This is a genomic window from Cyclobacterium sp. 10D3-21 (genome assembly GCF_055809755.1).
In genome coordinates this window covers 4273190-4296099 of sequence record NZ_CM147924.1, presented here as the reverse complement: position 1 = coordinate 4296099, position 22910 = coordinate 4273190, and the positions used below count along the sequence as shown (strand labels likewise).

Here is a 22910-nt window from a genome sequence, read left to right as displayed (position 1 = left end):
GGTGAAAATTATAAAGCTATGGGTGCTCGCCACTTGGGAAAATAAAGAGTAAAACATGATTTTGGCGACATTGTCGCTGTTTTTCTGCAACAATGCCGCTAAAGTCTCAACCTAAATTAAGCTGGATAAATTCCATTTTTCATGTCTGAGAATCTGGGTTTAATCTTCACTTTCATCATCAAATATTTCTTCAATTGAGCTCCCAAACAGTTTGGCGATCTTAAAAGCAAGAGGGAGACTTGGATCAAACTTTCCCTTTTCTATGGCATTGATGGTTTGCCTAGATACAGCCAGGCTATCGGCAAGGTCTGCCTGGGTCCAGTTGTTTTTCGCACGGAGTACTTTTAAATTGTTTTTCATTGGTAACGCATTTTCCCAATTGCGATTGCAGCCAAATAAGTTAGGCTAATGGCTATTACCAAAAAGGAAATTTCTGCATCACCAGAAATTAAGTTTGTAACATCCAAAAGACTATAAGCCAAGCCTCCAAATACGCCAACCCCTAATGCTATTCCCATGGCTTCCAGTTGAATTTGCTTCTCTAGTTCGTCAAGAGACTTGAGAAAGCGAATATTGGCCAAAAGCAAACCTACTGCGAAAAGTAGGTTGACAAAAACCCCCAACCAAGTCAGCAGGCTATTGTCTTGCCATAAAAATTGAGGTCCGAAAGTAACCAAAGCCACAGTCATTACCCATAAAGAAGTCCATATTCCCAAGTTTCTGGTAATTTGTTTGCGCTGTTTTTTCCAATTTTGAGTTTCCATACTGTTTTCGATTTATGTAAAACAAACTTTACATAAAGGTAAGCGTATTATTTATAAAGTCAAGTTAACTTTACATAAAATGAATTGTTTTAATACTTATTGCGCTGTATGGCCTTAAGTTTAGCGTGAAAATGTCAATTACTGTAGAATAAAGAGGCCTTGGCAATCTTTGCATTTTATTCTAAATATTTATAGACCTTCAATAACCTGAGCATATAAAAGGTAAAACTGAAACTAAAAAATAAAGCCCTGAAAAAGGTTAATTTTTCAGGGCTTTGGTATTGGGTATTAGGGTGATTTATTCACTAGTACTTTCCTCTATTGTAGTTAATGGAGGGACATTGTTCTCATATCCGGAATAACCCTTGTTTTGATTGAGTATTCCTTGGGTATTACTATTAATTGCAGGAGCAGGTATAGGCCACAAAACGTGATATGGACTATAGGTGTAGGTATCGCCATGCCTGGTTGAAACCCCTTTATTGTAAAAATCAGTTACGGACATTATTCTGTCGTAGAGGAAGTTTTCATCGGAGAATTTATCTAGAGAATAAGTTTTACCATTATAAGCCTGAATGCCAGTGTTGGCAAAAATGAAAGCCATTCTGGTAAGTTCTGTTTTTCTAGGTTCTTCGTAATACAATTCTCTAGCTCTTTCATCTAATATAGTCCCAATATTCATTTGATCAGGCGAATAGGGTGCTGCACCAGCACGTGTTCTAACCGCATTCAGGTCATTGGCAGCATTGGTTAAATCACCTTTCCAAACGTAGGCTTCAGCTCGTAAAAGGTAAGTTTCGGCTAACCTAAATATATACCAATCACTATGACCTCCGCTAGGTCTTATGTTCTGGGGTTCAGGTATAAATAGTTTGTAGTGAGGCCAGGAAAACCAACTTCTAATGGTGTCCACTACCAAAACTGTTCCTTCATTGTTTCGGAATTGTAAAGGTTTTCCATAGTAGTCATCAGTACCTTTTAAATCAGGGTTGTTATGTACCATATCCGTCATGTCCATCCAGTTTCCAGGTGCATGCCTTAGGTCGTTTTCATCATCCCATATCATGCTTTGGTGGTACCAGGTGCCACGTAGTCTACCAATGCCTCTGCCATAGTTGCTTACTTGATCAATTTCAATTCCTGGTTGATCAATTGTTCCTCGATTACCATTTGGTGTATTGATATTTGTAAACCAAAACGGTACACCTTGTCGCATGGAAGACATCCCACCTGAATTTCCTTCAGTATCGATTCGGTCCATGACCATTAAAATCGCTTCCTTATTTACATTTGCTGATTTGTTTTCAGGCCGATGTAAATCCCAGATTAAATTTTTCTCTGGGTCATTACCTGTAGAACCAAATCTATCAGTCATCAGGGAATGGGTACCTCCATCTATCAATCTTGAAGCAGAAGCAATGGCATCGTCAAATTCTCCAAGCGCAAGATTTACTTTGGTTAAAAGGTGCTGAATGGCTCCTTTAGGAACCTGTCCTTTGTCCATTACTGCTGGAACCCAAGGCTCTGCCCATTCTAAGTCTTCTTTCATTTTACGCAGAATTACTTCTCTTTTAGTGGAATAGAAGTCAAGTTTTGGATAAAGTATTTCTTCGAGAATCAAAGGTACATCTCCAAATTGGTTTGTAAGTCTATAGTACCTTAGTGCTCTATGGAAATAGGCTGTCCCTAGTATGTGGTTTCTTTCCTCTTCTGATTCGTAATCTGTTGGATCGTCAATCCTGGATATTACAGTGTTAGCATATTTTATACCCTTAAAACCTTCATACCAGTACCAACCAATTCTATTGTAATTTGCTGAATTAAGGTTGGCATCTGGTGTTATCAAAAGGTTCATGTCCTGAGCTGGACCAGATTTGTCCGTAGTACCTTCCACAGCCACCTCGGTAAAGATATGCTCGGTCAGAATTGGAGGGCCATCACCCGTAAGTTCATGCCTCATGTTTCTTTCACAGGCTACCAATGCACTCCAAAGCCCACTTGATGAGTTAAAGGTGTTTTCAGGTGCATAGAAGGACAATGGTTTAGGGTCTAGCCAACTTTCATCACAGGAGGTTGTGCTAATCATTAAACCTATCGCCAAAAGGCCTAGGTAAAATGTAGTTTTTATTATATGGATTTTCATAATATTTTTCTTTAGGCAGTTATTACAATGTCAAATCAACTCCAAGTGTAAAGATCCTTGGTGTTGGTTCTGCAGATTCGGGATCCCAAAAATTGAATTCAGGTGCATAGAAGCCTACATTTCTTACATTCATATAAAATCTTAGGTTTTCTATTTTTGCTCTTTCGACTATGGTACGTGGAACTGTATAAGCTATAGATATATTTTCCAGACGTACAAAAGACCTGCTTTGATAGACATTAAATCCACCTGCTCCACCTTCGCTTGAATAGAGTCTTGCCCATTCATTGCTTGGGTTTTCCGCAGTCCAATAAGGTAGAATATAAGAATTGGATCGATCTAAAAATCCTTGTCTGTTTTTTCTTTGATTGAAAGTACCCGAATGCCCTAAATAAGCATACATCATAAATGAAACGTCAAAATTTTTCCAGACTTTAAATTCATTTCTTAAGCTCCATCGGGACCTGGGTTCCGTAAATCCTAAAAATTGTTTGTCTTCACTAGTGAAAATTCCGTCCCCGTTTACATCTTCAATTTTGAAGTCACCTGGTCTTACGCCATAATCATCTGCTAGGTCTGCTTCAGGAGTTTGCCAAATCCCATCTGTTTTGTAGTCCCAGATGGCATCAATTGGAATGCCTAAAAACCATTTATTCTCCATGTCATCCAATTCTTCTCCATTTTTATCTAAATCTCCATACAGGCTTATTATTTTATTACGGTTCATCTGGAAGTTAATGCTTGCTCTCCAGGTTAAATTTGATCTCTGTACCAGCTGGCTATTTAGGCTAATTTCAACGCCACGGTTCCTTACTTCACCTAAATTGTCATAGACAAAGTTAAATCCCAAAATATCAGGTAGCGATCTTTCCACCAATAGGTTCGTTGTGGACATGTCATAGACTTCTATGGTTCCATCAAGAATACTATTGAACAGAGAAAAATCAATACCAAGATTTGTTGAGGTGGTTTTTTCCCATTTGAGATTGGCGTTTTCCATGGTATTTACATACAACTGACTCACAAAATACAATTCACCACTTGGTCTTTGGTAAAAATATTTACCTGTCTGTAAGTCCGATAGCGCAGCATACCTACCAATGTCCCGGTTTCCATTTACTCCCCAGGAAGCCCTTATTTTACCATAATCCAACCAGGGGATATTGACAAAGTCTTCATCAGTAAAAATCCATGCAAATGCAGCAGAAGTGAAAGTGGCTCTAGGGTTTCTTTGCCCAAAGGCAGAGTACCCATCCCTTCTTACAGAGAGCGTAGTTATGTATTTATCTGAAAGCGTATATATTACTCTTCCCATAAGTGCATCTGCTGTATGGTATTCATCTTTACTGGAAATGATAGCATTGATACCAGCTCCAATATTGTGGTATCCCAATCGGTCATGTGGTTCAAATCCCACGTTGGTCATGGTATTGTCCCAGCTTTGGTATTTTTCTGAGTTGGCTAAGAGTGTCACATCAAAATTGTGGATGTTGTTGAAATTTTTGCTCCAGCTTAAAATATTATCAACCTGCCAGAAATATACTTTTCTTTGCTGTCTGCTCGCTCTTCCTCCCATGTTTTCAAAATCCTGGTGGGCAGCCATTTCATGATTGTAACGTTCATAAAATTCATAACGAGGTGTGAAGTTTGTTCTAAACTTAATGCCAAAAGGAAGTTCAACCGCTGCAAATAATGTAGCATTGATTGTGGTTTCTTTTTGTAATCGATCCGTAAATCCTGGAGTATAGTAAGGGTGACGTCCGCCACTTCCTTCTTCGTTTGGTCTGAACCTAAGGCTCTCTCCATCTTCTAAGAAGGGTTCTGCCCAGGGTGATAAATTGACCATGTCGCCCCAGTTCACTGCAATTTGGCTTTCATCCCTATCTGCGAATTGTGTGTTCATACCGACCGTAAGCCAATCGTTAACATTGCCTTCAATATTGAACCTACTTCTAATGGTCGTGAACTTGTCACCTACGATCAATCCCTCATTGTCCAAGTAGCCCATGGACCAGTAATATTGAAAATCTTCGTTTCTACCGGAGACACTTACTGTATGGTCTTGTCTTAACCCATTTTGAAACATCATATTGTACCAATTGACACTTTCTCCAGCCTTATAGTTTGCAATCTCAAGGGGTTGCATGTTCAAGCGCTGTAGCCAAACCGTTTCTGGATCTCCTTCCGAGCCGTCATAGTCCAGCCATGTGTCTAGGGAAATGTTATCAGGTAAAGTGTTAGGGTTTGAAAATCTATAAGGTTCGAATCCTCCTGCATTTATACTTTCCATCACGTCTTGTCTCCATGAAAGAAATCCCTGAGGACCATATAAAGGCTCATTTTTTGACATCGTGGCCAAACCCCAGTTGGAATTGACCTTAATTTGGGTCTTTCCCAATTCCCCTTTTTTAGTATTGATAAGTATAACTCCACTGGCGGCTTTCGCTCCAAATACTGCTGCAGAACTAGCATCCTTTAAAACATCTATGCTTTCGATGTCATTTGGGTTGATATCTGCGAGCTGCCCATAATAAATGGCACCGTCAAGTACCAAAAGGGGACTTGAACCCGCATTTAATGAATTCCTTCCACGAACTTCCAAACTGCCTCCTCCTTTTGCGGATGTGCTCAAACCAACATTCAAACCAGCAATATTTCCTCTAAGAACGTCTTGGATTGAGTTTGGATTCTCATTTTCAAGTTTGGAGGCTGTAACTGATGAAACAGCACCTGTAAGGTCTCTTTTTCTAGCGGTACCATAGCCAATAACCACAACCTCATCTAATGAAGCGGTGTCCATAATTAAGGTGACATTCAATTCTGAACGGTTTCCTATTGCTAGAGTTTGGGTAGTAAAACCAACAAAAGAAAAAGTCAAACTCGCATTTTCAGGCACAGTAATTTTATAATTGCCTTCAATATCAGTGACTGTTCCCGTTCCCTGCCCTTCTATAAGTACCGTAACTCCTGGAAGACCCTCACCATTTTCATCAGTTACCTGACCAGATACCGTAATGTCTTCTTCAATCCTAATATCTGGTAATTCTGCTGCAGCATCTATTGAAATGCACAGCATGCAGAAACAGAGTATCAGAATTTTCATTTCTGATACTCTGAAAAATTGCTTTTGTAATAAGTTTTTCATCTTTTTTGGGTTAGAGTTTAAATATTGTTTTAGAATACTAATAGGAGAATTGATTAAATAGATCCTATATAATATTCAATAATAGTAAAACAATATTGAATATGCAATCGGTTTCATTATCAAAAAAATTGATGTACGTAAACGATTTTACAATTTATATTCTGAAAATTTGATGTTATGAAGAATTTAGTTGAAATAATACATTATTAATTGTATCAATAAATGTATTAGGATATTTATAATTTTTAATTTTAAAAATCAAATTTTAAGTATATAACAATATATTAAAATATTTATATTTCAAATATTTTAATATATTAATTATGAAATCATAAAAAATAAAAACAAATGTCATATAATTAAATTATTTAAAAAAGATTTAACTTGAATTATTGAGATTGTTTGTATTCAATACTTGTCATCCAATCATTGGGTGGAAGTTTCAATTTAAATTAAGCTCACTTTAAGTGATAACATTAATTTTCACTGGGTTCACTTTTTTGTTAAACCATGATAATGCAATAAGATCTCCAGACTACACCCTGAAGTGTTGCAATCGGAAGAAATTAAAGTTGTTTGGAGATTTTAACTTAATACCGCATCTATGCTGGGCTTGTCTAGCTGTCAGCGTCATAAATGGGGTGAAGTGGCTGATATTAGGGTGATTTCAATACCTAATAGATTGTCTATTGACTATTTCGGTTTAAAATAGCATTTCAATAAAAATTCTTTCTATTTACCGTTTGTATTACTTTTGATTTATAAGTTGGTTTTTTCCTTCATTTGCCATTGAAGTTTTTGCAAAATAAAGTAAATTGAAGATTATTCATTTCACTTTATTTATAAAGTATCAATTTCATATGGGATGTTAATGCTTAAATGGGTCTATTCTTTTCGTGTTCTAATGGCATTTTGTTCTATTGTAGGCATAGGTGCTTTGTTTTCCTGTGAACAGGAAACAAAGCAGGAAATGCCTGCTCAGGTGGACTTTAATTTTCATATAAAACCTATACTTGTACAGAAATGCTACCTCTGCCATGGCCCAGATCCTAGTAGTAGAGAAGCAGGTTTGAGACTAGACCTTGAAGAGGGAGCAATAAAACTTTTGGAAAGTGGGAATAGGGCCATCGTACCAGAATCAGTGCACAAAAGTGCTTTAATCGACCGGATCACCAGCGAAGATGAGGACTTCATGATGCCCCCGCCTTCATTAAAGCAAGCGCTTTCTGATCATGAAGTGGCATTGATAAAAAAATGGATAGAAGACGGTGCAGTATATGAGCCTCATTGGGCTTTTTTACCTGCCAAAACTGAGAAAGTCATTGGGAATGATGCTTTTAGTGAACCTATTGATGCGCTAATCGATGAAAAAATAGCCGAAAAAGGCCTGGAACCTGGCTTAAAAGCTGATAAATACCAATTGATTCGTAGGTTGTCTTATGTTCTGACAGGTCTTCCTCCAGAGGTAGAAAGGGTAAAGCAGTTTGTGGCAGATGAAAGACCGGAGGCTTATGCTGAGTTGGTGGATGAATACCTTGATAACCCTGCCTTTGGTGAGAAGTGGGCCAGTCATTGGATGGATGTGGTGCGCTATGCGGAGACCAAAGGACATGAGTTTGATTATCAAATTCAAGGGGCCTGGAGGTACCGGGATTATCTAATCAGGGCTTTCAATCAGGACGTACCTTATGACCAATTGATAAAAGAACAATTGATGGGAGACATGCTTCTTTCTCCCCGTGTTAATCCTGAAACAGGAGAGAATGAATCCGTTTTAGGTACGATGTTTTTCACCATGGGCGAAGGGACACACAGTCCAGTAGATGTAAAAAAGGATGAGGCAGACAGGATAGACAATATGATAGATGTGGTAGGCAAAAGTTTTCAGGGGCTTACTGTGGCTTGTGCCAAGTGTCATGATCATAAATTTGACCCCATACCTACTGCAGATTATTATGCGCTTTATGGGGTATTGGGAAGCACTCGATTCAGCCCTGTTCCTGTTGGTGACTCCAATTTAAAATTTGAAAAAATCTCTCAGGCGGCTGACTTAAAACAAAAAATAAAATCTTTATTGGCCAATTCATGGGTAGACTCCACAACTGCGGATACACTTCCAGTCCAACTCGTGAATTTAAGATCAACATCAGCGTATCCAGAAGGGCTTGAAGTCCTGGGAGATTTTAGAGGAGCTGATTTTCAGGACTGGAAAACGGATGGTTTTGCCTTTGGTAAAAATACTACTTTGGGAGATCCATTGTTTTCTTCTCCTAAAGGTGATTTGCAAGCATTGTCTCCGGGAATGGCTTCTAGTCAAAAATTTGGAAGGGGTATTTTTGGTGCTTTAAGGTCCCCTGACTTTATTATTGACAAGCAGTTTATAGGTGTTAGAGCAAAAGGGAAAGGCGCAAGCATCCGTATTGTAATGGAGAACTTCCAACTCATAAGCAATCCTATCTACGGTGATTTAGATCAGAAAGTAAATGAGGAAGAATGGCAAAATTATACCATTGATGTGAGCAGTTGGAAAGGCAAGAAAGTCTATATAGAAATATTGCCTGGCTCATTTATCAGACATAATTATATCCAGGATGCAGAGGCTTATATAGCCGCTGCGTATGCCATTGCTTTTGATGGTGCCTGGCAAACCCCCGAATTAAACGATCAGGAAACTAATATTTCACTTTCTCAGGCAGTACAGAACTGGAATACTGGTCAAAGTACGCCTTCAGAAATAGCCTATCTCAACCAGAAATTAAAAAAAGGCGGTCTTGAAAAGCATTTCTCTACGGCCATTGCATTAAAAGTAAAAAGTGATGCTATCGGAAGCCAGGTAAAAGACAGTGTATTCATACAAGGTGTGACGGATGGTTTTGCGGGCGGTAGTCCCATTTTTATTCGAGGAAACCATGCGGATCAAAGCGAAGAGAAAATGCCGAGGATTTTCCTCTCCGGTATATTTGAAGAACAAAAACCTTATCGTGGTGAGGGAAGTGGAAGGCAACAAATGGTAAAGATGATATTGGCAGCCGATAATCCATTAACCTCCAAAGTCATGGTAAACCGGATCTGGCACCATGTATTTGGCAGAGGAATAGTAGAGACCGTTGATAATTTTGGGCTTCAAGGGAAATTGCCTACGAATCCCGAATTGTTGGATTTTCTGTCTTTACAATTTGTTCAGCAATCCTGGTCCATTAAAACCATGATTAAAAACATGGTGCTGACCCAGGCTTTTCAAAGAAGTACAATGGGTGGAAGTGTAGATAAAGATCCTGATAATCTGTACCTGACAAGGTATTCCGTCAGACGGCTTGAAGCGGAAGGAATCAGGGATGCTGTTTTGTCAGCCGCTGGAACTTTGAATCCTAGCATGTATGGAAAACCTGTCCCAGTTCATTTGACCTCCTTTATGCAGGGGAGAGGAAGGCCTGGAAATTCTGGTCCTTTGGATGGAAATGGAAGAAGGTCTGTTTACCTTGAGGTCAGGAGAAATTTTCTTGACCGAATGATGACTGCCTTTGATAGACCGACTCCTTTTACCACTTTCGGAAAACGTGATGTGACCAATGTGCCAGCGCAATCTTTGTTTTTAATGAATGACCCTTTCATTGCAGAACAGGCAGGCCTTATGGCCACTGAATTGTTGGAGAACAAAAAGCTTTCTGAAAATGAAAAAATCGTTGAAGCTTATTTAAGGTCTTTTTCCCGGTTGCCAACAGCCGATGAAATCAGTAAAGGTTTGGCCTTTCTAAGTGAAACCAAGGCAGTAGCTGCTTCTGATGCTGAGACCGAAGAAAATTTTGACTTTCTCGTGTGGAAGGAGTACTGTCATGCCTTATTTAATATGAAATCATTTATTTATTTACTGTAAACCCATGAACAATCACAAGCCACTTCTCAATAAGGCCTTAAGTAGGAGAGAGATGTTAAAATTTAGCAGCTGTGGGTTTGGCTCGCTTGCTTTAATGGGTATGATGGGTGGTTTGAGTACTGCTTGCAAGTCTACAGACAAGAAGTCGCAACATATACTAAGCGAGTTGGCCAAAGCGCCTAACTTTTTACCGAAAGCCAAGAACGTTATCTTCTTGTACATGGATGGAGGGGTGTCACAGGTAGATTCATTTGACCCAAAACCCCGTCTTGCCAGGGAAAATGGTATGGATCCCAAATTTAAAATAGATGCGACACAGTTCAACAACAATGGTAAAATCCTGAAAAGTCCCTGGGATTTTAAGCAATATGGAGAATCTGGAATGGCGGTAAGTGAGCTTTTTCCGCATATAGCTGGCTGTGCAGATGATTTAGCCTTGATTAGGTCAATGGTATCCAATTTCCCCGAGCACACCAACGCCAATTATTTTCTGCACACGGGAAGTGGCCTGCAAGGAAGGCCAAGTGTTGGTGCATGGGTCAATTATGGATTAGGGACAGAAAACAGTAATTTACCTGGCTATGTGGTTTTGGATGGGGGATTAATTCCTCCTGGAGGGGTAGATAACTTTAAAAATGGTTTCCTGCCTGCAGATTACCAGGCTTCTATTATGAAAACCGGAAAAACTCCGGTGGCAAATATTAAGCCGGACAGCAGTTTGACAAGTCACCAAAAGCAAAAGTTGGATTTCATAAAAGAAATGGATGCGAAAGAGGAAGGGAAATCCAATGAAATTGAAGCTGCCATCAAAAATTATGAGCTGGCCTATCACATGCAATCATCCGTGCCTGAATTGACAGAGTTTTCTTCGGAAACGAAAGCTACAAAACAGCTGTATGGCTTATTTGACGAAGATATAAATACAAGAAATTATGGTGCCCAATGCCTAATGGCCAGGAGACTGGTTGAAAGAGGGGTTCGTTTTGTGGAGCTTACTTGTCCATCCATGAGCGGGATTGACAGGTGGGACCAACACCACAGTTTAAAAGATGGACATGAGCGGAATGCCCATGCGGTGGATCAACCCATTGCAGGTCTTTTGAAAGATTTAAAGTCCAGAGGGCTTTTAGAAGAAACTTTGGTGGTTTGGACTGGGGAGTTTGGTCGCACACCCTTTGCTCAAGGAGCTGATGGGAGGGACCATAATCCTTCGGCATTTAGTATGTGGATGGCTGGTGCAGGTGTCAAAGGAGGTAAGATATATGGACAAACTGACGAGTATGGATATAGGGTCGTGGATAAGCCTGTAACAATTCATGACCTTCATGCCACCATTCTTCACCTACTGGGTGTGAATCACAAGCAGTTGACTTACCATTTTGGAGGAAGAGATTTCAGGTTAACCGATGTACATGGAAACGTGGTTAAAGATATTCTGACTTGACAAGTAGACTAGTCTGTAGAAGTTCACCTTAGAAATGCAATTGGATGAATTGTGAATGCCTCCATTTTAAATGTTTAATTAAATAAAATAACGCTTACAGCTAACCATTTATGTTGTTAAATAAACTGATTCCCTTTATTTTTTTTGCCACTGTTCTGTTTACTTCCCATATACTACTTGGCCAAGATGAGTTAAAGAATCCTTTAAGAATAGGGAGTGCGAACAAGTTGAATTTTGCCGCTAGGACTGCTCAAATACCAATTATAGATAGCGATTTTCCAGGTGGAAATGTTGTCATCGATAAGGTTTTAGGTGACACTATTTTTTTTAAGCCAGATCTTCGAGATACTCCGAGGGAATGGTTTTATTGGTGTTTTACTGTTAAAAGTACAAGCAATAAAAAATGGTTTTTTAAAGCGACTAAACCCAATTCATTGACCAATTTGGGAGCGGCCTACAGTACAGATGGTGGTTATGAATGGAATTGGATTGATAAAGAAAATCACCTGGGGCCTGATCTTTTCAGCTTTGAGTTTTCTGGTAATGGAGAGCCTGTTATGCTTAGTATGGGTATGGCTTACACGCAGAAAAATTTCGATAAATTTATGTTAAAACACAAAGATTCCAAATATATTAGGAAATCAGTGCTCAGTACAACGCGAGCGGGTAGAGAAGTTGAGCAGTTGTTGATAAGTAATTTTGATTCTAAACCAAAGGTGAGGGTATTGTTTACTGCCAGGGCGCATGCTGGAGAAATGATGAGCAATTATATTATTGAGGGGATGCTTGATGCTTTGGTATCAGGAAATAACACGATGGAAAAACTGTTAGCTAAGGTTGAGATTATGATCATTCCATTTTTAGACAAAGATGGGGTAGAACAAGGAGATCAAGGCAAATACCGAAGTCCAAGGGATCACAACAGGGATTATTCCGGAGAAAGTATTTATACGAGTACAAAAGCCATAAGAGAAGACATTCCGAAATGGATAGATGGATTGCCTTGGATAGGCATAGATCTTCACAATCCCTGGATCAAAGGAGAAAACAATGAATGGGTTTATTTTGTAGGAAATGAAGACGAGAAGATTTCTGCTTCTCAAGAAAAATTCGTAAATACTTTGATCCGAACGCATAAAGGGCCCCTTACAATTGATAGCGAGACGGGCTTCCTTGCCTATGGCACTGCCTGGAACAAAGGGAGTAATTTTGAACAGGGATACTCCTTTAGTAAATGGGCTTCAGGATTTTTAGATGAAGGTTTAATAATGACCACCACCCTGGAGTTTCCTTTCGGGATCAATAACGGGCAGCTTGTTACCCAAGAAAAAGCCAGGTTATTTGGGAAGGATTTAATATTTGCAATTTCGGAGTATTTGGAGAATCCATAAGCAAATCATTAAGCTTTTTGGCCATAGAGCCTTTTAAGTTAAGGTATAATCAAGTATTCATTAACCTAATTGTCAATATTAATATACACCCCTATTCGGTGATGGGATATCTATAGGAATAGGTTAAATCTGAAATAGGCAACTGGTCTTCTATCACGTGGTGGAAGCATTTAATAATCAACAAATTGTTGCTATTCTGTATTCTACATTATTACGGCAGACAGGTTCACTGTAGCGGTGGGTATGATTCAGGTAATCCAAATGGTTATTTCCATTCATTTTTTTAATTGCCTAACATCACTTCCAATATTGAAATAGACTGGAAATTTTAAGCAATGTTAAGGCCTGGAAGTACCAAATCGATGCTGCGAAAGGGGTGGTCCTGTAGGTTATTGAAAAAGCATAAATTGATTTTTGCTGTATTGTCGCCATTCTTCTGGAACAATGCTGGCAAAATCTCAACCCAAGTTAGTTGACTAAACATTCTATTAAATGTTTTCGGATTTTGACCAAAAATATAAATGGCAATATTTTTTAAATATGACTTCCTAATTATTTTTTTTATGGAGATATAGTTCCTATTTAATTTGCTTAATAGAATATAACCCCAAACTTAATTTCATCTAAGACCAAAAAAAATGTTATCAAAGCATATTTTTACAGGAGTGGTTAAAATAGGTGAATTTCCCATTTAATTTTAGTGATTAATGTTAGTTCAATTTATTAGCATTAGACAATTTTAGTGATTTTTTAATATTGGGATTCTCTCCTTCTACCTGTTTGGCTATCAGGAAATTACATCTCCTTTTCCTTAATAATTATCGTTATATTTTATTTCAATGTTATTTAAATGAAACAAAATTATAATAAATATTAATTTTATAATATTTATTATGACTGGATTTTTAAACGATTTAATTCTATCTATATTTAAATTCTTATTTAAATTAATTAAAAATGTTCACCATATTAAGTGAATATTTTAAAAAATAATGATGAAAGGAGGTAAAATATGGTATGATTAATAGATTATGATCAAATAAATTGATTAATTCAATTGTTTGATTTAAGGAGAATAAAATTTTGTTTTAGATTTATTCATATAAAATAAATTATTGATTAAAAAATTTACCAAATTTAAATATTTAAATATGTTAAAAAGTAGAATTGTACTACTGCTATTAATAATGTTGCCTATTTGGTCAGCTTTGGCTCAGCAGAGAACTGTTTCGGGTAAGGTTATTGACGAAACAGGTGAGGCCATACCTTCAGTTTTGGTACTTATAAAAGGATCCACTGCTGGAACCACCACAGATTTGGATGGAACCTATAACATTTCTGTTTCAGGAGATGTTACTTTGATTTTCAATATGATTGGGTTTAAAGGGCAAGAAATAAGTACTAAAGGAACCAATACCATTGATGTAACCCTTCAAGAATCAAGCTTAGATTTAAATGAAGTAGTTGTTGTAGGTTTTAGTGAGGTGGAACGACAGCATTTGGCCTCTTCAGTAGAGCAACTTGATATGGATCTGGTAAAGAGCAGGCCAATTTTTAAATTGGAAGAAGCATTTAGTGGTACCATACCGGGGGTTACCTTGATGCAAGGAAACAACTTGCCAGGCAGTGTGCCAGGATCCATCTCTATTAGGGGGATAAGCACTTTGCAGAATGCAGGCCCATTGGTTATCATTGATGGAATGGAGCAATCCTTAACGGATATTGATCCAAATCAGGTGAAAAATATTACTGTATTAAAGGATGCTGCCTCTGCTGCCCTTTATGGTTCAAGGGGTGCAAATGGAGTTATCATTATTGAAACAGATCGAGGAACAACTGGGCAGTTTAAAGTTAACCTACATTCTTGGGGAGCACTACATAAACCGATAGATCTTCCCAATTTTGTTGGTGCTACTGATTATATGAAACTCAATAATGAGGCTAGGGGTCATCAAGGTCAATCCCTTTTGTTTTCTGATGAAGACATTGCAGCGTCAGAAAGTGGGAACTACACCAATGTAAACTGGCTGGATGAAGTAATGCAGAGGCAATCTTATTCCCATAATACTTCAGCAAGTATTTCTGGTGGAGGAGGAGTAGGTACATTCAATTTGATGCTTGGCTACATTGATGAGAATGGAATGAATGAATTAGAGGGGTCTAACAAATTTTCTGCTCGTTTTAATACAAATATAAACATTGCAGATAAGTTTGTTTTGCTAGCGGATTTCTATGCTCACAGATTACAAGTGGACAGACTCCAAGCAAATAATGATGGCCACGGTCTTTATCAATTGGCATGGAGAATGAATCCAACCCAACCGATATTTTACGATTCGGATTTAGAAGACAATTATATTCTTCACAATAATATTAATCCTATTGCCTCCATTAAACATGGAGGAGCTTATAATGCGCTTTATGACAGAAGTACAATCAACCTAAGACCTAAATATTTTATAAATCAAAATCTTAGTGTAGAAGGAAATGTTTCCTATATGATTAATAAGTCAGCAAATAAATACAAAAGACTGACCTATAAGTTTTTTGATGGGGATGGGAAGCCGGTTAACATCTGGAGTAACTCTGTTGGTGCTAGTCAGGGCGTCAGCCAGAGTCAAGTTACAGCCAGAGCACTTATCAATTATGAAAAGGAATTGAGAGAGGGAGCAGATAAGATTTATTTGCTTGGTGGTGTAGAAATAATGAACAATACTTACACTGATTACCGTGAATTTACTAAATCATCCTTTTTCGCAAAGCTAAATTATTCTTTCGACAACAGGTACCTTTTAGAAGCTACAGCAAGGGGAGATGGATCCAGCAAATTTGCACCAAACAACAGGTGGGGCTTTTTCCCTTCCGGTGCCTTTGCATGGAATATTCATAACGAATCCTTTATGGGTGGGCTTGTTAGCTCTGGTTTGATTAACAACCTAAAATTCAGAGCTTCATATGGTCTTATAGGTAATGAAAATGTTGATCCTTATTTATGGCAAGAGGTAGTGAACACCTGGGGCTGGACAATGAGAGTTCCGAACCCAGATTTTAGTTGGGAAAAGCAGCGCCAATCTAATTTTGGCTTGGATTTGACCACGTTCAAAAACAAGTTGAACTTTACTGCTGAGTATTATCACAAGTTTTCTTATGATCTAATTTATTCAAATTTTCCAGTTCCTCCATTGACAGGTTCCTATTACCTAACTTCTTCTGTAAATATTGGAGAAGTTGAAAACAAAGGTTGGGAGTTTTCGGCCAACTACTCTGATAAGGTTGGAGAAGTTGAATATAGTGTAGGCGGTATTTTATTTGACAACCAAAATCGTGTCTTGAAAGCTGGATATAATCGTTCTGATACACTTATTTTCAAGGACAATCAAGATAAAATATGGTATGAAGGAATTGCGATTGATAATTATTTCGGATACCAGAGTGATGGTCTTTTCCAGTCTTGGGAAGAAGTAGATGCTACCGATGCGAAATTACCAAATACCTATCCTGGTGATATCAAGTATGCCGATAGGAACGGAGATGGTGTAATTAATGATGAGGACAAAGTCAATCTTGGAGACCCATTTCCCCACATGAATTATTCTATAAATTTCAATTTAAGATTTCGTAGATGGGATTTTAATTTCCTTGGACAAGGTGTAGGAAAAAGGTTAGGTAGGCTGAATGGTCAGGAAGGATACCCTGTATTGATGGACGGTGTTAACAATAACCTTGGAGCCCCAAGTGAATACTATATGAATAATAGATGGACACCTGATACTCCTAACAGTAGATTCCCTAGAGTTTGGACAGGTACCAGTCCAAATGCGGTACTTAGTGATGTTTGGCTCAGTAACGCAGCCTTTTTTAGGGTAAAAATGCTACAGCTAGGATATACAATACCTAAAATAGGACGCAATATCAAAAGTGTAAGGATTTACTTTAATGCCCAGGATGCAATTACTTTTACCAAATGGGAGGGCTTAGAGCCAGAACGAAATGGAGGAAATGGTAATTACCCAAGAATGGCAACTTTTAGTTTGGGAGTCAAAGCCACTATAAATTAAGAAGGAAAACCATGAGAAAATTAATAATAATTATAGGATTTATAGGGTTCAGTTTGTCAGGATGTGTAGAATTCCTTGACAAAACGGATCCAACAGCAACCTCCTTTGTCGAATTCTTTAATGATGAAGAAGATTTACGAAGGGTAGTGTACAGTAGTTATCTTGATGTTTTTACCAATCCGGGCGTTCATCAGACGCTATTTTATATGGAAGAAGGGAAATCCGATAATGCTTACAGCAGGGTAGATGGTCACCATCACCAAAGAATAGCCAACGGGAATATCAATAGTACAACATCTGCATTCTTATACTATTATGAATTGCAAATGAAGCACTTGGGAAGGTTAAATACCTTTGTTGCCAATGCAAATATTCCTTACGTAGAAGATGAATCCGTTCGAACTAAGTATAAAAGTATATTGGAAGCACTAAGGGTTTGGCATTATTTTAAATTAACCTTTAGATGGGGAGATGTTCCATTTCATCTGAAACCAGCGGATTTGGTGGATGCCCTTCAGCCCACCACTCCTAAAGAAGAAATCCTAAATGAACTTTTTCCTTTAGCTGATGATATTGCTTCCAGGTTACCTGCTGATGAGTATACGTCTGATAAATACATGTTCAATCGCTATTCTTTTAAAGCAATGACCATGAGGTATGCGCTATACAATGAGCGATATGAATTGGCTGCCAAATTGGCCAAAGAAATAATGGATAGTGAAAAATTTTCGCTTTATACCAATTATGGCGATCTTTTTCAATATGAAGGTTCTTCGACAAATAATGAGGTAATTGTTCATTTTGATAAACAAAGCCATGGTAACAGAGCGACAAACTCATTCAGGGATATGGGCCCCCATTACCGTACAGGAAATGGCCAATCCTACGTAGTGCCTTTGAAATCTCTGGTTGATTCTTATTGGACCCTTCAGGGAAGATCTATTGAAAACTGTCCGTTGCATACTGAGGAAGAATACTTGCTGAATCCAAATCTTAACAGGGATCCACGGTATGAAGCGAGTATTATGGGACAAGGAGATGCATTTTATGGGGAACCTATTGATATTTACAATACCAATAACCCCATGTATTTTGAAAATCAAAGGGCTAGTAAATCAGGATATTGGTTTAAGAAATACGTTTCTGAAGCAGACGCTTTTAGGTCAGGTGGTAATTTTGATTTTGGATTGTTACGTTATGCAGAAGTACTGCTGACCTATGCCGAGGCGAAAATCATGTTAAATGACATTGATGCATTGGCATTAGAGAGCATCAATATGGTAAGGGAGCGAGCTGGACTTGACATGTCTGTGGCAGATGTAACAGGAAGTGAGTACAGTAACTTCAGCCAGGAAGATTGGATCAATTTGATCAGAAATGAAAGAAGAATTGAATTTGCAGGAGAAGGTTTAAGGTATGAAGACATTATTCGATGGGGAATTGCAGAAGAGGTGCTGAATCAACCGGCTTTGGGCCACACGCGTATGGAAAATGGAGAGATGGTCTCTTTAAAAATTGAAGACCGTTCTTTTCAATCTCATAATTACCGTTGGCCTTTCCATGAAAATAGTCTAAGAGTAGAACCAGGGTTAACTCAAAATCCAGGTTATTAAGAAATTGTAAATAGGATAATAAAAAAGGCTCACTTTTAAAGTGAGCCTTTTTTATTTAGTTACTTTTTTATATAATTAGCATCATTAGCCGATGTACAATTCTAAATATGCCGCCTAACTTTTAAAACCATCGAAATCCAGCTAGCTTAGGGGCTCAGGTTGGAGCAATGTAGTAATGTATAAAAACCGAATATGACCATTTCTATTTCAGAAACCAGAGAAATTGATATTGAACAAATTGTAGCCCTTTACAAAGCAAACAAATGGACTGCTGCTGAGAAACCCAATGAACTGAAAAGTGCATTGTTAAATTCTCATTCATTAATCTCAGCTTGGGACAAGGGGAAATTGGTTGGATTGGGCAATGCCATTTCAGATGGTTTTTTAGTCGTCTATTATCCACATTTATTGGTTCATCCCGATTATCAGGGAAAAGGTATCGGGAAAAGAATTGTAGCCAAACTTCAAGAAAAATACAAAGACTTCCACATGCAAATGTTAACCGCTGATGGGGAAGCGATGGAATTTTATGAAAAGGTTGGTTTTGAAGTAGCAGGGAAAACGCTACCTATGTGGATTTATAAAGGCAATGATCATTGAGGAAATATCTTCTACTCTACCAGCACAATATGCGAAGTGAAAGTCGCATGACAAAACTGAAGACCTAATTCCATTTTTGGAGTAAAGCACCTTGGTATTGTTTGACAAGGTCACATTATTAAATTCTTATTTAAAATATATTTTTTACTGGTAATTTTCTTTTATATTTTTAATTTTATCAGTATCATTATGCCAATATAGAGCAGAAATCTTCCCAAAAACCTTCTTTTTTCTTAAAAGTGCAGAATTATTTAATGAATTATTCACTGTCTTTGCTTATAAAAGGAATTTTATCTAATTTGATAATGAACAATTGCTTTGGCTATAAATAAAACAATATTTACACCAATTGGATATTAAAGTTAAATAGTTATATTTATTATCTTTAAAATACAAGGTTTTAATTTAACTGTGTGTTATATTTTGTTTTATAGTATAAAATAATTATTTGTACCATAGATTATAAGAATTTATAACCATGATTTTTTTGAAGTATGCTATTAATAAATTGCCCCAATTGACCCAATAATCAGCTAGTTATATGTTTCCTGACCTAAGTAATTAGGGAACATTTCAATCTTTTAACCAATAAAATGAGTCAGCCTTATGTAAAGAAAAAGCAAAAAAAGAAAAAGCCATCTATATATAGATGGCCTTCACACAAGAAAGACAAATGGGTAAGTTTCTCAGGTTCATCCATTTGATCTAATTTAATGCAGTTCATAAAACAACACTAAAGCCTACAAAGTTATGAAAAAACGACTACTCTCGGGGTATCCGTCAATCAAAATATTGATATTCCTAATGGCTATTCAGCTATTTTACCCCAATATCCATAAAGGGCATGCGCATGCCATTTATGAAGAAGTGCCTACCTCCATTAATTCTGCTGAACGCAATACGCCAAAAGTTAATTTGGTGGCAGATGTTACGGTAACAGGTACAGTAACAGATCAAAATGGTGAACCTATTCCGGGAGCAACTATTTCTTTGCCTGGAACTACCATAGGTACCGCTACTGATTTAGATGGTAAGTATTCATTGACAGTACCAGAAACATCTGAATTGGTTTTTTCCTTTATAGGATTTGAAAGTCAGCGGATAAAAATTGGTGATCGTTCCATTATTAATGTAACCTTATTGGAGTCAACGTCCTCCTTGGATGAGGTAGTAGTGGTTGGGTTTGGTACCCAGAAAAGAGCCAATGTAACTGGTGCTGTAAGTACCGTTTCAGGAGAGGATCTTGCCAGAAGGCCCGTAGTCAATACCGCTGCAGCATTGCAGGGTACAACACCAGGGCTTTCTATTCAAAACAACGGTGGTGCACCAGGAGAAGAAAGTACAAGTATTAGGATAAGAGGGGTAGGAACACTGAATAATTCCAATCCTTTGATCCTTGTAGATGGGGTAGAACAATCGCTAAGTACGGTGGAGCCAAATAACATTGCATCTATTACTGTATTAAAGGATGCAGCATCCTCTGCCATTTATGGTTCTAGAGCAGCAAATGGTGTAATTCTAGTAACTACCAAAAGAGGTGAAGATGGTGCTGTCAAGATTACCTACAATAATTTTGTGGGATGGCAAAACCCAAATTTCTTCCCTGAACCAACAGATCCTGTTACCTGGATGAGGTTAGAAAATGAGGCCCAGGCAAATGTAGGGGCCAATCCAACCTATAGTGAAACCTATATAGAGAATGTGGCTGCAGGTACCAATCCTTTACAATATCCTTTTGCGGATTATGAAGGTGGAATCTTTAATCCAAATGCTTTGCAGCAAAGGCACTCCATTTCCCTTTCCAGTGGTGGAAAATCCGGAAGAGTATTCGCATCTGTAAATTATTCTGACACAGATGGGATCCTTCAAAACTTCAATAACAAGCAGGTAACCATGCGGATAAATTCCGACATGTATGCTACTGATAAATTGACGATTAAAACCAACCTGATGTATAGGAATAGAGGCTTTAGTGGACCAGGATTTACTGGTCAGCGAATCACCCAAGCCTTATTGCATATCAATAGAAATATTGTAATGGAATATCCTGACGGAACTTATGATCTTGTTTCAGGCCAATGGAATGCAAGAGCAATGGTTCAAGAGGGAGAAACTAGCAATATAAGTGATGATGTTTTTGGTCAGTTAGGTTTTGCTTATACGATTAATGAAGCTTTATCTCTGGAAGGGAACGTAACGCTCAACACTGAATCTACAGATGGATTTGTGTTTCAAAATAGCCTGGCAGGCATGAGAAATTATTTGACTGGTGATTTGGTAAATGTTGGTGGTTGGTTTGCCACTTCGGTGCTTACAGAAAGTCAGATGAACCAACGTGAATTGAGTCAAAGATTGTATTTGAATTATGACCAAACCTTTGACAAGCACAGTATACAAGGAACGGTTGGTTATGAGGAAATTTACAATAGGTACAAGCAGATTTCTGCAACTAGAGACAACTTCTATAGCAATGACTTGCGGGATATAAACGCTGGTGACATTCAAAACCAGAAGACAAGTGGTTATTCTCAGGAGTGGAGACTAAGGTCATTTTTCGGAAGGGCAAATTATAGTTTTGACGACAAATACATGTTCCAGGCCAATGTTAGGTATGATGGATCTTCCAGGTTTGGAGAAGGCAAACGATGGGGAGTTTTCCCTTCCTTCTCAGCAGGCTGGAGAATATCAGAAGAAGACTTCCTTAGTGAAGGTGATTTGTTCAGTGATTTAAGGCTTCGAGGCTCCTGGGGTCAATTGGGTAACCAGAGTATTGGACTTTACAGGTACCTCAATACCTATAATCTTGGAACTGGCTACCAGTTTAACAATAACCTGGTACCAGGAACAGCCATCACTAGCGCAGGTAATCCTGACATTACCTGGGAAACCACTACCATGACAAATATAGGGTTGGACATGGGCTTTATGGACGATAGGATTGAAGTAATCGCGGAATATTTTTACAAATACACTGATGATATTTTGATAGAGTTACCGATACCTAGAACCATTGGTTACAACCCTCCAGTACAAAATGCAGCTGCAGTTTCTAATAAAGGTTGGGAATTGGCCGTCAATTATCATGGCGCTCCTGCTTCAGACAATGGGTTTGAGTATTCTGTAGGTTTGAATTTTTCTGATGTAGTCAGTAGGATTGAAGATTTGAAAGGTACGGGGCCATTTTTCCCAGATAAATTTACAGTATGGACTGAAGGTGAATCAATCAATTCTTTGAGAGGTTTAAAATCTCCTGGTATTTATAAAACCCAAGAGGATTTAGACAATTATCCAGCGACCATTTTTCCTACAGTTACTATTGGAGACATTATATATGAGGACTTAAATGGGGATGGTGTTATTTCTCAATCTCTTTATCCTGCAGGCGATCAATATATCATGGGGAATGAAGACCCAAGGTATGAGTTTGGAGTTCGGTTTAGTGCTTCTTATAAAGGATTCGATTTTTCTATGTTTTGGCAAGGAGTTCTTCGTCAGCAACATTCTTTGGATGGTGCTTTGATGGAAGGACCTAATTACACGAACTTTATTCCTGAAACCATGGCAAGAGAAGCTTATCACCCTGAAAGAAACCCGAATGGCACCTGGCCTATGGTAAGGTCTGGGAATTCAGCCAACCTAATGGAGTCAGATTTTTGGTTGCAGAATACCAGTTATCTTAGGTTAAAGAATTTCCAATTAGGGTATACTATTCCTCAAAATCTTGTAGCCAACCTTAGGGTTTATATATCCGGTGAAAACATGTTGACTTTTACAGAAACAGAGTTGTTCGATCCGGAAACACCTAGAGGAAGAAGTCAATTCTTCCCTCACAGCAAACTTTTCAGTGGTGGCATAAACGTCAGGTTTTAATCTAAAAA

The 22910-nt window shown here is 38.0% G+C and carries 11 protein-coding genes; 7 read left to right on the top strand and 4 right to left on the bottom strand.

Annotated features, from left to right (window positions below; all coding sequences use genetic code 11):
• Positions 1-159 precede the first annotated feature (159 nt).
• From AC0L7T_RS16825 to AC0L7T_RS16810, 4 genes are all read right to left on the bottom strand, one after another.
• Positions 160-360, bottom strand: coding sequence for a helix-turn-helix transcriptional regulator (locus tag AC0L7T_RS16825; RefSeq protein WP_473336779.1), 201 nt, complete (start codon positions 358-360; stop codon positions 160-162).
• Positions 357-764 carry a hypothetical protein gene (locus AC0L7T_RS16820; protein WP_473336778.1) on the bottom strand — a complete coding sequence of 136 codons (408 nt, stop codon included), beginning with the start codon at positions 762-764 and terminating at the stop codon, positions 357-359. The genes AC0L7T_RS16825 and AC0L7T_RS16820 overlap by 4 nt, the downstream gene beginning before the upstream one ends.
• 298 nt (positions 765-1062) lie before the next feature.
• Positions 1063-2907: a RagB/SusD family nutrient uptake outer membrane protein gene (locus AC0L7T_RS16815; RefSeq protein ID WP_473336776.1), complete on the bottom strand. Its 1845-nt coding sequence runs from the start codon at positions 2905-2907 to the stop codon at positions 1063-1065.
• Positions 2908-2929: 22 nt separating this feature from the next.
• Positions 2930-6052 carry a SusC/RagA family TonB-linked outer membrane protein gene (locus AC0L7T_RS16810; protein ID WP_473336774.1) on the bottom strand — a complete coding sequence of 1041 codons (3123 nt, stop codon included), beginning with the start codon at positions 6050-6052 and terminating at the stop codon, positions 2930-2932.
• An 871-nt stretch (positions 6053-6923) separates the two neighbouring features.
• On the opposite strand from AC0L7T_RS16810, the gene AC0L7T_RS16805 reads away from it, so the two are divergent.
• The 7 genes from AC0L7T_RS16805 (at position 6924) to AC0L7T_RS16775 (ending at position 22902) form a co-directional block, all read left to right on the top strand.
• Positions 6924-9926 carry a PSD1 and planctomycete cytochrome C domain-containing protein gene (locus AC0L7T_RS16805; RefSeq protein ID WP_473336773.1) on the top strand — a complete coding sequence of 1001 codons (3003 nt, stop codon included), beginning with the start codon at positions 6924-6926 and terminating at the stop codon, positions 9924-9926.
• Between the two features lie 4 nt (positions 9927-9930).
• Positions 9931-11370: a DUF1501 domain-containing protein gene (locus tag AC0L7T_RS16800; protein ID WP_473336771.1), complete on the top strand. Its 1440-nt coding sequence runs from the start codon at positions 9931-9933 to the stop codon at positions 11368-11370.
• 110 nt (positions 11371-11480) lie between these two features.
• Positions 11481-12761 (top strand): M14 family zinc carboxypeptidase, encoded by a 1281-nt coding sequence (locus AC0L7T_RS16795; RefSeq protein ID WP_473336769.1) that lies wholly within the window; start codon positions 11481-11483, stop codon positions 12759-12761.
• Between the two features lie 1151 nt (positions 12762-13912).
• Positions 13913-16819 (top strand): SusC/RagA family TonB-linked outer membrane protein, encoded by a 2907-nt coding sequence (locus AC0L7T_RS16790; RefSeq protein WP_473336767.1) that lies wholly within the window; start codon positions 13913-13915, stop codon positions 16817-16819.
• A gap of 11 nt (positions 16820-16830) precedes the next feature.
• On the top strand, positions 16831-18432 hold the full coding sequence (locus AC0L7T_RS16785; protein WP_473336766.1) for a RagB/SusD family nutrient uptake outer membrane protein: 1602 nt from the start codon (positions 16831-16833) through the stop codon (positions 18430-18432).
• Between the two features lie 192 nt (positions 18433-18624).
• Entirely contained in the window at positions 18625-19032 is a 408-nt protein-coding gene (locus AC0L7T_RS16780) for a GNAT family N-acetyltransferase (RefSeq protein ID WP_473336764.1), read from the top strand.
• Positions 19033-19782: 750 nt separating this feature from the next.
• Positions 19783-22902, top strand: a complete 3120-nt coding sequence (locus AC0L7T_RS16775; RefSeq protein WP_473336762.1) for a SusC/RagA family TonB-linked outer membrane protein — start codon at positions 19783-19785, stop codon at positions 22900-22902.
• The last annotated feature ends 8 nt before the right edge of the window (positions 22903-22910 follow it).